The 12,095-nt window shown below is 39.6% G+C and carries 10 protein-coding genes; all 10 read left to right on the top strand.

Annotated elements, in window-relative coordinates:
- Nucleotides 1-590: 590 nt before the first annotated feature.
- Nucleotides 591-3,137 (top strand): malectin domain-containing carbohydrate-binding protein, encoded by a 2,547-nt coding sequence (locus PLJ10_13025; GenBank protein HOK10568.1) that lies wholly within the window; start codon nt 591-593, stop codon nt 3,135-3,137.
- Between the two features lie 52 nt (nt 3,138-3,189).
- Complete coding sequence (locus tag PLJ10_13020) at nt 3,190-3,996, top strand: metallophosphoesterase (protein HOK10567.1); 807 nt, start codon at nt 3,190-3,192, stop codon at nt 3,994-3,996.
- 89 nt (nt 3,997-4,085) lie between these two features.
- Complete coding sequence (locus PLJ10_13015; GenBank protein HOK10566.1) at nt 4,086-4,844, top strand: glucose 1-dehydrogenase; 759 nt, start codon at nt 4,086-4,088, stop codon at nt 4,842-4,844.
- A gap of 249 nt (nt 4,845-5,093) precedes the next feature.
- On the top strand, nt 5,094-6,479 hold the full coding sequence (locus PLJ10_13010) for a Na(+)-translocating NADH-quinone reductase subunit A (protein HOK10565.1): 1,386 nt from the start codon (nt 5,094-5,096) through the stop codon (nt 6,477-6,479).
- 4 nt (nt 6,480-6,483) lie between these two features.
- Nucleotides 6,484-7,734: an NADH:ubiquinone reductase (Na(+)-transporting) subunit B gene (locus PLJ10_13005; protein ID HOK10564.1), complete on the top strand. Its 1,251-nt coding sequence runs from the start codon at nt 6,484-6,486 to the stop codon at nt 7,732-7,734.
- Nucleotides 7,724-8,506 carry a Na(+)-translocating NADH-quinone reductase subunit C gene (locus tag PLJ10_13000; protein ID HOK10563.1) on the top strand — a complete coding sequence of 261 codons (783 nt, stop codon included), beginning with the start codon at nt 7,724-7,726 and terminating at the stop codon, nt 8,504-8,506. Before PLJ10_13005 ends, PLJ10_13000 begins: the two co-directional genes overlap by 11 nt.
- Nucleotides 8,507-8,508: 2 nt before the next feature.
- Nucleotides 8,509-9,144, top strand: a complete 636-nt coding sequence (locus PLJ10_12995; GenBank protein HOK10562.1) for an NADH:ubiquinone reductase (Na(+)-transporting) subunit D — start codon at nt 8,509-8,511, stop codon at nt 9,142-9,144.
- Nucleotides 9,145-9,151: 7 nt separating this feature from the next.
- Nucleotides 9,152-9,769, top strand: coding sequence for an NADH:ubiquinone reductase (Na(+)-transporting) subunit E (nqrE, locus tag PLJ10_12990; GenBank protein ID HOK10561.1), 618 nt, complete (start codon nt 9,152-9,154; stop codon nt 9,767-9,769).
- A 57-nt stretch (nt 9,770-9,826) separates the two neighbouring features.
- Complete coding sequence (nqrF, locus tag PLJ10_12985) at nt 9,827-11,050, top strand: NADH:ubiquinone reductase (Na(+)-transporting) subunit F (GenBank protein HOK10560.1); 1,224 nt, start codon at nt 9,827-9,829, stop codon at nt 11,048-11,050.
- Nucleotides 11,028-12,095 (top strand): FAD:protein FMN transferase (locus tag PLJ10_12980; GenBank protein ID HOK10559.1); only part of this gene is annotated, 1,068 nt, incomplete at its 3' end. The genes nqrF and PLJ10_12980, both read left to right, overlap by 23 nt.

Genomic DNA, 12,095 nt, shown 5'->3' with positions numbered 1-12,095 from the left:
TGTAATTGCGAAGTAAAAAAAACAGGTAGGAGTATCTATATAATGTGGTAATGTAACGGGGCGGACTTACTTACGAATGGATGAATTGGAAGTTGATGTTTATTTTTTTGGGGAGCAGGGATTCTCCCACTACTTTGGTATTTTGGTTGGGAAGTGTATATGTATAATAAATATGAGCGGTGAATGATGAGTAGGAGTAGACCCATGTGTTTGCCCTGAAGAGTAGGAGTGGACAGATGGGGTTGCCCATATACTTAGGTTTATAGCGAGAACTTGGGCAGATACATAGGTGTGCCTCTATAATAAGATTATGAAATTATTATAAAATACTGTTTGATTTGTCTTTATAATTTTACATGTGAGATGCTGTCCATAAACTTAAAATGCGGTTAGGGGTGCTTGTGCTGTTTTTTTACCATAAGTAGTAATGGTTGTGTTACTTTTTAGTAGGGACTGTGAGGATACTGTTTTTAACCGTAAGGGTAGGTATTGTGTTTTTATTTGTCGATATATAAGGTTTACTTTTAGTTTAGTGAATGATTATGATTGTCGATATAAAAATGTAATAGAAAATGTAAAGGGATTTAATCATGAGTATTTCCTTTGTAATTTGTTTTTTGTATTTGCATTTATCTGCATTGGAGCAAACACATTATTATGCTTATGATGCGGTTCAGGATGAATATGGGGTTATTGCTCCGTGGTATACAGGATTAAATGGACAATGGGATTATCGTGTTCGAATTGCGGGAGAAACATTAAAACGTTATCCGTGGGCGGGAAAGGATAAGGCTTGTACCATTGCTCCTGAATATGTTTTCAATGGAACTTGGAGTCTTTCTGCGGATGGGACTATTTCTGTGCCGAATCTTTCTGATTGGGATAATGGGGACTTAGGACAGCGGTCTGCATATTTATTATCTGGGTGGGTGGATTATTACCGTTATACAGGTGACCCATCTGCTATCGCACATATTTCAATTTTGGCAGATTTTCTGCTCGACTACTGTGTTACCTCGGAGGACCATTCCTGGCCTAAGTTTTTGATTAGTGTTCCAGTGAAAGGGAAGCCGTATGGACACGCTAATGCGGAGGGATTTATCCAGCTGGACATTGTAGCAGAGGTAGGTATTGGGCTACTTCATGCTTATCAATTGGTGGGTAATGAACGTTGGTTGGAGGCTGTGAAACATTGGGCGGATTTATTAGCTGAAAAACGGAGTAGAAATTTGGGAACTCCATTATGGGGACGGTATGCGAATCCTGAACAGGTTTTATGGTCTGACCACATGACGGGCGGGATAGCATTCATTTTAACGTTTTTTGATGAATTAATCAAGATGGGTTATACGGGGCAACATAATGCTGTGGTTGAGGCACGAGATGCGGGACAGACATGGCTACGAGATGTTTTATTACCAAAATGGACTGTTGATGATACCTGGGGACGAAATTATTGGGACTGGGAGGACCCTGTACAAGCAGAGAATGTGACTGAGTTTGTGGTGCGGTATTTAATTTCTAATCCTGATGTTTTTCCAAATTGGAAGAATGATGCACGAAATATTCTTTCACTATTCCTCAATCGAACAAGTGTTTGTCCAAATTCGAGAGGTGATGTATATAGTGGTGCATGGGCTTATCCGGAGTCATCGGGTTGTTGTGGTCGTTCATTATGGTATGGACCGATGGAGCTGGCACCTTTGTGGGCGGAGTATGGAGTTAAAGTGAACAGTCCATGGGCAACGGAAGTAGCTCGAAGGCAGGCAATTCTGACTACTTATGATTGTCATGAGAATGGCATTGTAGAGGATAATATAGATGGTGGGCAAATTGTGGCTGGTGGATGGTTTAAGATAGCCCATCCGATGGCTTTGAAGCATGTGCTAAATATGATGGCATGGATGCCAGAGATTTGTGGGGCAAATCGTGAAAATCATATTTTACGAACTGATTCAGTGGTTACGTATGTTGAGTATGGAGTAGGACGTGTCTATTATAAAACGTTTAATTCTTTAGCGGATAATATCGACGTGTTAAGACTCGCTTTTACACCTAAATCAGTAGGAGCAAATGGAGTCGCTTTGGACAGATGCGAACAATTATCTCAGAATGGATTTACAATTAAAACTCTTTCTAATGGGGATTGTATCGTTCAGATTCGGCATGATGGGTGTGATGAAATCCTAATTGAAGGTGATGATGTTCAGCAGATTATTCCATTGAAGGAGTTGAATTATTCTGGAGATTGGCAGGTTTCAGAAAATATGTTGATGAGTTCATCACAATCTGCGGAGGTGTCGTGTTCTTTTACAGGGAATCAACTTCGAGTTATTGGTAAGGTCACTCCCGATGGAGGTTTAGCAGACGTTTATCTGGATGATGTACTGCAACGTGTAACTATAGATTGCTGGACACCTAATGAAACAAGGGAACAACAGGTATTGTATTACAGAAATGGTTTATCACAAGGGCAACATACATTACGAATTGTTGTAAAGGGGATAGGAAATCCATTGTCAAAAGGGGCTTCTATTTATCTGCAGGGAATTGTGTATTCTTCAGCGGAAGGTAGTGCCGGATATGGTTCAGGTGGAGGACCGACGGAAACACAACGAATGATATTCGGTTATACAAGCAGGCAGGATTACGTTGATAGTCAGGGCAATAGATGGAAACCAGCAACAGAGTTTGTTGCACGATTAGGTACTGGTATGAATATTGTGCGTCAAGCATGGATAACAGAACGAACACGATTTACTATATTAAATACGGCCGACCCAGAATTATATCGATATGGGGTTCAGGCACAAGAATTCTGGACAAATGTAACAGTGGCTCCTGGAATCTATTATGTAAAACTAAAATTTGCAGAGACTCGAAATCTGCCACCTGAACAACGGGCAGTAACAATATATATTAACGGCATTGAGAAGGTTAAAAACATGGACATCTCTGCGACTGCAGGTGGGCATAATAAAGCGGTAGACATTATAGTTAATGATATTCAACCGAAAAATGGGATTGTTGAGATTCGGTTGAAAAATGAGCATCAGGGTTTAGCGATTCTTCAAGCATTAGAAGTGGGTCAAGGTAATGGAGGTGATGGGGCACAGCCTATTGCTTTGATACAATAAAGCCCAATATAATTAGTTCCGATGGTTTATTCAACATTAAGGAGATATGTTCATGAAAAGGCAGAGGCTTTGTTTTTTTATTTTTTTCTTAATACTACTCGCTTTGTCTATGCATGTGATGGCGGAGGAAAATATTTCATTTGTGGTTGTTTCCGATTTACATCTCTCAGAAAAGGAAGGTATAAAGCATTTTAGTAGTCTCATTAAACAAATGAATGAATTAGAGCCAAAACCTGAGTTCGTAGTTGTAACAGGGGATATTCACGCAAAGGAGTTTGAGAACGTATTCGATGAATTAAAACCTGAAATTCCGTTTCATATTGTTTTTGGGAATCATGAAAAGCGTGAGGATAGGAAGATATTTATGCATATGTTCCCTCAGGATTTTAAGCAAAATGATTTTTATTCCTTTGTGCATAGAAATGCAAAGTTCATTATTCTTTGTGATGCATCAGACACTGGTGACCATATCGGGCATTTTGAATCGGAAGGAATTAAAGGGCAAGAACAACAAAATTGGTTAGAGCAAGAATTAAACGTAGATAGACAACAATATCCGTTTATTTTTATTTTTGCTCATATTCCACCTAATCATGAAGGAAAAGCAGGTAACATGTATCTCTCTTCAAACGACCAGAAAGCACTGAGCGAGATATTGAAAAAATACAAACCTAATGCTATGTTTTGTGGGCATCTACATAAAAGAGAAAAATACATTATAGGGGAAACCCCTGTTTTTATACTTCCTTCACTGAATTGGAATTTTGAAGATTTTTCCCCAGAATTTTATTATGTCAGAACGGAAGGAGAGACCTTTCATGTCGATAATATTAAATTGAACATTCCTGAGGAAAAATGAAAATTTAAATCATCAATGTAATTTATATATGATATGTATTCCCTTTCAGATTTGTCACAAATAACCACAAAAGGACAAGGAGTATATTTATGAGATTAAAGGATAAAGTAGCCATTATTACGGGTGCTGGTTTAGGTATGGGTCGTGCGGGTTCGATTCTGTTTGCACGTGAAGGAGCCAGTGTGTTGATATTTGATTTGAACGAAAAGGCGGCACGTGAAACAGAAAACATTATAAAATCCGAAGGTGGTAAGTGTGCTGTGTTTGTTGGTGATGTAAGTAAAGAGGCAGATGTAAAAGCAGGTGTCGAGGAAGCAGTCAAACAATTTGGCAAATTGAATATTTTATATGCAAATGCGGGTGTATTATGGAAAGATCGTGATAAGTCTGTTATTGAAACAACAGAGGAAAATTGGGATATCGTTCAAGCGATAAACTTAAAAGGTGCGTTCTTCTTGACAAAACATGGAATTCCCTATTTACAAAAGGCAGGTGGTGGCTCCATCATACTTGTAGGTTCTATTTCTGCTTTAGTTGGATTTACATTAGCACAAGATTCATACACGTGTGCCAAGGGTGCACTAATCTCATTAGCAAAATCATTGGCAGTACAATTTGGTCCAGATAATATTCGTTGCAACATTATTCATCCTGGGATGGTAGATACGCCATTGCAAGAACCTTATTTAACACCTGAAAAGAAAAAAGCCATCGGTGATAGTTTGCCACTAAAACGTCTTGGGAAACCTGAAGATATTGCATACACTGCACTATTTCTTGCATCAGATGAATCCAGTTGGATGACAGGTGCAGAATTAATTGTTGATGGTGGATTTATAGCAACATAACATAAAAATTTTGTTGTAAAAAGTTGTGATAATTTATAATTATATCTTACAATTTTTTAGGTGTTAAGAAGCGGTAGTTGTCGATTTGAAATATAACGAACGTTAGGTATATATTTATATCAATTTTATTCTAATTTTGCATTTGATTATTATTATGGAAGTTTTTTATAGTAATGACTAATTTAAGTTGTTTACTTAATTATAATGCACTAAACTCAAACTCATATAGAGCAGGCAGGTTTTGTATTTATGGGTAAATACACAATTAAAAAAGGGTTAGACCTCCCTATCACAGGTTCACCTGAGCCACTCATTGACACGAACAAGACTGTAAAAAGTGTCGCCATACTTGCACAAGATTATATAGGTATGCGTCCTACTTTTAAGGTTGCAGTTGGTGATAAAGTAAAACGTGGGCAGGTTCTATTTGAAAATAAAAAATTGCCTGGCGTGCTTCATACCAGTTTTGCAAAAGGAGAAGTTAAAGCAATTCATCGTGGTGAACGAAGAGCGTTGCAGAGTGTTGTAATTGAGATTGAAGAAAACGATATTTCTGGAATGCCATCTGCAGAGGAACAGGTGGTATTTGAAAATTACAAAGGGAAAGCAGTTAGTAATTTGTCGGATGACGATGTTCGCAATTTACTTATAGAATCTGGGATGTGGTTATCATTTCGGACACGCCCATTTGGGAAAAATCCTGCTATTAATAGTATCCCTCATTCTATTTTCATTACAGCCATGGATAGTAATCCTTTGGCACCAGATTTACAATTATGTGTGAAAGACCGAAAAGAAGATATTTCTATTGGATTAGAAGTCATGAAGCGATTGACACAAGGAAAGGTATTTTTCTGTCAGACGCCTGGTGCAGATTTTGGAGTGAAAGGTGATGGAAACGTTCAGGTAGAAGAATTTGAAGGTCCGCATCCAAGTGGTTTACCTGGGACGCATATACATTTTCTCGACCCAGTAGACCGTACCAAAACTGTATGGTATATTGGGTTGCAGGATGTCGTCTCAATCGGTTACTTATTTAAGACGGGACTTCTGGATTTACAGCGTATCATTACTCTTGCTGGACCTGGGGTCACGAAACCACGATATATAAAAACCCGTTTAGGTGCTAATATAGATGAATTAGTTGCAAACGAACTTAACAGTGGCGAAAAACGGGTTATATCAGGTTCCGTATGGTCGGGAAATATTGCGAAGGGTGAAATATTTGGTTATTTAGGTCGTTATCATCAACAGATTTCAGTACTCGCAGAAGGTAGAGAACGGGAATTTTTAGGGTGGTTAGCACCGGGTAAGAATAAGTTCTCTGTTTTGAATCTTTTTGCATCCGCATGGTTTGGGGGTAAAAATAAAAAGTTTGATTTTACAACGGCGATGCATGGTGGGCATAGAGCAATCATCCCCATTGGCGTTTACGAAAAAGTAATGCCGTTAGATATCATTCCAACCTTTTTACTTCGTTCTCTTGCGATGGATGATGTAGAACGGGCAGAGCAGTTGGGATGTCTTGAGCTTGAGGAAGAAGACCTTGCCCTGTGTAGTTTTGTTTGTCCGGGTAAAAATGATTTCGGTCCGATGTTGAGAAGAAATTTAGAGTTGATTGAGAAGGAAGGATAAATATATGAAATGGCTTCGAAATATTTTAGACCATCAGGGAAAAATGTTTGAACCCGGAGGAAAATTATCGTGGCTTTATCCTCTGTGGGAAGCGAACGACACCTTTCTTTATACACCGGGAACTGTAACCAGAGGAGCACCTCATGTGCGAGATGCTATCGACTTAAAACGGCTTATGATAACCGTTGTAATTGCATTAATCCCGTGTGTAATCATGGCTCTATATAATACAGGCTTACAAGCATTTCTGGGTATTGAACGTATGGGGTTATCTCCAGAACAGGTACCAGGCTGGAGAGCAGGGATATTCCGTGCATTGGGATTGAGTTTCAATGCAGGAAGCGTGATTTCATGTATCATTTACGGGGCGTTGTATTTCTTTCCTGTCTATATTGTTACATTAGCCTGTGGTGGTATTTGTGAAGTTATTTTTGCAATCGTTCGTAAACACGAGATTAGTGAAGGATTTCTGGTCACCAGTCTTTTGTTTCCACTAATACTTCCTCCGCAGATACCATTATGGCAGGTAGCAATCGGCATTATCTTTGGTGTGGTGATAGGTAAAGAAATATTTGGGGGTGTGGGAATGAACATATTGAACCCAGCCCTTACTGCTCGTGCTTTTTTGTATTTTGCTTATCCAGCACAGATTAGCGGTGATAAAGTATGGGTTGCCGTTGACGGATACAGTGGTGCAACATGTCTCGCCGTGATGAAAGACAAAGGAGTTGAGGCACTGCAGAGTGTAAGTGCATTTTCCATTAATCTACACGATGGGAACACCAGCTGGTTAGAATCGGTCATTGGATTAGAACCGGGCTCTATGGGTGAAACATCTGTAATTGCATGTTTGATTGGTGCTTTGATTTTAATTTATACCGGTGTCGGTTCATGGCGTACAATTGTGGGGGTCTTTTTAGGTTCGGGTATTATGGCACTTCTGCTAAGTTTTTATCATTCTCCCGCGAATCCTGCTTTTCAGGCAGGACCGCTCTGGCATTGGGTTGTCGGAGGATTAGCGTTCGGTGGTGTATTTATGGCTACGGACCCTGTTTCTTCACCATTTACAGATACCGGTCGCTGGATTTATGGTTTGTTTATAGGTTCCTTTGTAGTTTTATTACGAACGGTGAACCCTGCATATCCGGAAGTAACCATGTTGGTTATCTTATTTGCCAATGTTTTTGCTCCATTAACAGATTACTTTGTAATGCAATCGAACATTAAAAGGAGATTGACGCGCCATGCAGCGTGAAGGAAGTCTTTATACAGTTATTTTTACGACTGTCCTTTGTGGAATATGTTCCATCCTTGTGGCAAGTGCGGCAGTCGGATTAAAAGAACGGCAACAAATCAACCAGATTTTAGACCGACAACATAAAATATTGCTTGTGTCAGGTCTGGTTAGTCCTTCGGAAAGATTGTCCCGCGAAGGGATACAGAGCAAATTCAAAGAGAACATCGATGTAAGACTTGTAAACTTTGACACAGGTGACTATGCTACAGACATCCCTGTGGAGACATTCGACCCAAAACGGGCATTGAAAGACCCAAATCTGAGCAAAAAAGCACCACCGAATTCTGCTGGTTTGATTGATATTCCAAAGTATGGTTTTGTATACATGGTAAAACGGCAGGGGCAGATAGATGAGGTTATATTGCCTATTCAGGGACGTGGTTTGTGGTCAATGTTGTATGGCTATTTAGCGTTAGATAAGGATTTAAATACGGTTCGTGGAATTATTTTTTATGAACATGGAGAAACGCCAGGTTTAGGTGGTGAGATTGAAAATCCTAAATGGTGTCAGTTATGGGTTGGTCGTAAAGTCTATGATTCCGCAGGTGAGGTTCAACTCTCTGTGATTAAAGGACAGGCAGGTTCTCCAGATTCTGACCCGCATCATGTGGACGGTTTATCTGGTGCTACAATGACCAGCCGTGGTGTTACGAACTTAATCCATTTCTGGTTAAGTGATAATGGATACGGGAAATATATCAAGAATAAGAAACAACAAGGGAGTTTATAAATATGAGTGCTATTTTAGGAAAAAAAGAACGTACCGCATTAATTGACCCATTGTTTAACAACAATCCTATTGCACTGCAAATATTAGGTATCTGTTCTGCTCTGGCTGTTACGACAAAATTGGATAAAGCCATAGTAATGGCAATTTCTCTTACGGTTGTAACTGCATTTTCCAATTTATCCATTAGTTTGATACGGAACTTAATTCCTACGAATGTTCGTATTATTATCCAATTAACAATTATAGCGTCATTGGTTATTATTGCTGACCAAATATTGAAGGCATTTGTACCCACAATTAGTAAGCAATTATCTGTTTTCGTTGGGCTTATTATCACAAACTGCATCGTTATGGGTCGTGCGGAAGCATATGCTATGCAGAATCCGCCCTGGGAAAGTTTTTTGGACGGAATAGGGAATGGTTTGGGGTATAGCATGATATTAATTATATTAGGTTTCTTCCGTGAATTATTTGGTTCGGGGAAAATTTTGGGGTATACGGTATTAAAAACAGTCAATGAAGGGGGGTGGTATTATCCCAATGGCATATTACTCATGGCTCCTGGAGCCTTATTTATGATAGCCATGCTAATCTGGCTACTTCGGACATGGAAACCTGAACAACAAGAGAAGGAGTAATCTTACCATGTTTGAGCATTATGCAGGTCTATTTATAAAAAGTGCTTTTATCGAAAATATGGCACTGGCTTTCTTTTTAGGTATGTGTTCTTTCATGGCGGTATCGCGAAAAGTTGAGACAGCCATCGGTCTGGGAACTGCAGTCATATTTGTTCTTGTGCTCGCCGTTGTTACCAGCAATCTTATCTTTAATTACTTACTTCGTGAAGGGGCAATGGCGTGGATACATCCCAGTCTTGCTAATGTAGACCTTGGCTTTTTAAGCTTCCTTGCATATATTGGTTCCATTGCCGCATTAGTACAACTGGTGGAGATGTTTTTAGACCGATTTGTCCCTACCTTATATTCCGCTTTGGGGATATTCCTCCCATTAATTGCAGTTAACTGTGCCATATTGGGTGCGGCTCTTTTTATGGAACAGCGGGATTATGCCTTCGGGGATGCATTAGTTTTTGCCATAGGCTCCGGTATCGGATGGGCATTGGCAATTATTGGTATGGCTTCTATCCGAGAGAAGTTAAGATATAGCAATGTCCCTCCGGGATTAAGAGGCTTGGGGCTGGCTTTTATTTTAACTGGTTTGATGGCTCTGGGATTCTTAGCATTCTCAGGGATTCAACTATAAACGATGAAAAAGGTAACATTTAATTTGAATAAACTTAAGGATTAAGGAATTACAAGCATGCAAACAGTATTGCTTGGCATGTTAATGTTTTCATTAATTGTGTTAACACTGGCTATCTTATTAATGATTGCGAAAGCAAAATTAGTAGCCTCGGGTAGCGTAAAAATCATTGTTAACGATGACCCGAACAAAGCATTAACGGCGCCTGTCGGAGGGACTCTTTTAAGCACCCTTGCAAACCAAAAAATATTTATTCCTTCTGCCTGCGGAGGGAAAGGAAGTTGTGGTGTTTGCAAAGTAGTTGTCAAAGAAGGTGGAGGTTCATTGCTTCCCACAGAGCAAACACATATTAATCGTGGTTTGGCTAAAAAGGGTTATCGTCTTGCCTGTCAGGTAAAGGTAAAGCAAGACATGAAAATTGAGTTACCACCAGAAGTGTTTGAGGTTCGCCAGTGGAAATGTAAAGTCAAATCCAACCGTAGTGTTGCTACTTTTATTAAAGAATTGGTATTGCAATTACCAGAGGGTGAGGAAGTGCCATTCCGTGCAGGTGGATATATTCAGATTCAATGCCCACCGTATAAAATTTACTATAAAGATTTTGATATTGAACCTCAATTTCGTGATGTATGGGACAAATTCAAATTGTGGGATATCGTTGCAGTCAACGATGAACATGTGACGCGTGCCTATTCAATGGCAAATTATCCCGATGAAAAAGGGATTATCATGCTTAATGTTCGTATAGCATTACCGCCCCCCAATGCAAAAGGGATACCACCTGGCATCATGTCGTCTTATATCTTCAGTTTAAAACCTGGTGATGAAGTCACAATCTCAGGTCCTTTCGGCGAGTTCTTCGCAAAAGATACGAACCGTGAGATGTGCTTTATTGGTGGTGGTGCTGGTATGGCTCCGATGCGTTCCCATATTTTTGACCAGTTCAAACGGTTGAAAACAAAACGGAAGGTGACATTCTGGTATGGTGCTCGAAGTAAACGGGAAATTTTCTATGAAGATGATTTCAATATGATACAACGAGAAAATGAAAATTTCCGCTGGCACATTGCTCTTTCCGAACCATTGCCCGAAGATAACTGGACAGGACTAACAGGCTTTATTCATCAAGTTCTGTATGATGAATACTTGAAAAACCATCCCGCACCCGAAGATATTGAATACTACATCTGCGGACCTCCGCTCATGTTGTCTGCATGTTTGAACATGCTTCATAATTTAGGTGTTGAGGATGATATGATTGCTTACGATAACTTTGGATAATTACAAATATATTCTTGAGGATAGCAAAAAACTTCTTCCCGTCCTACGATGGGGAGAAGTTTTGTTTATAATGTGTTTTCTTATGTCCTGCTCCACCAAAGTTCCTCCCTACAATATCTTTTCTTTTTCTGGCACTACCATGGGGACAACTTATCGGGTAAAAATAATTTTGCCCAAAGGACAAATTATGCCTGAGGGTACTGGCGAAAAAATCCATAACTGCCTATCAAAAATAGACAATTTAATGTCTACCTATAAACCCGATTCGGAATTAAGTCGGTTTAATCAGTATAGAGACGAAGCCCCTTTTCCTGTTTCTCCAGAAACGCGAGAGGTATTTAGAATTTCACTTGACATAGCCCAACAGACAGATGGAGCACTGGACATTACCGTTTTTCCACTGGTTGAAATTTGGGGGTTTGGACCCCGAACCGTGGAACAGCCTCCCACAAGAGAACAAGTCGAGGCAGAATTAAAAAGGGTTGATTATCGAAAAATAGAAATAGTTCCCGAAGGGATAAAAAAGCATAACCCGGAGGTAAAGTGTGATTTTTCTGCAGTTGCCAAAGGGTATGCGGTTGATAAGGTAGCAGAAATATTAGACCAAAACGCATTCAATAGTTATATGATAGAAGTAGGTGGAGAAGTGCGAGTAAAAGGAGAAAAATTTCTCGGAACTGCATGGAACATTGGAATTGAACGGCCAATTTCTATAGAGCATTCCGCATTTCTTGCCATACAGCTCAAAGACCTGGCGATGGCGACCTCTGGCAACTATCGGAATTTCTATATATGGGAAGGGAAAAAATATTCCCATGAGATAGACCCACATACAGGTTACCCCATACCAAATACAATTGCTTCTGTTAGCGTTATTCATCCCTCTTGTGCCTATGCGGATGCATACGCTACCGCTTTTATGGTCATGGGAAAAGAAAAGGCATTCAGATTTGCCGAAGAAAATCACATCCCTGCTCTTTTTATTTATCCCATCAACGAAACCCAATTCAAAGAACAATCCACCTCCACCTGGGAAAAAATCGTT

Origin of the sequence: Candidatus Hydrogenedens sp., assembly GCA_035361075.1 — a bacterium.
In the GTDB taxonomy this organism is placed as follows: Bacteria; Hydrogenedentota; Hydrogenedentia; order Hydrogenedentales; family Hydrogenedentaceae; genus Hydrogenedens.
The sequence above is the reverse complement of the archived record's forward strand: the minus strand, read 5'-3'. Positions and strand labels throughout refer to the sequence as shown.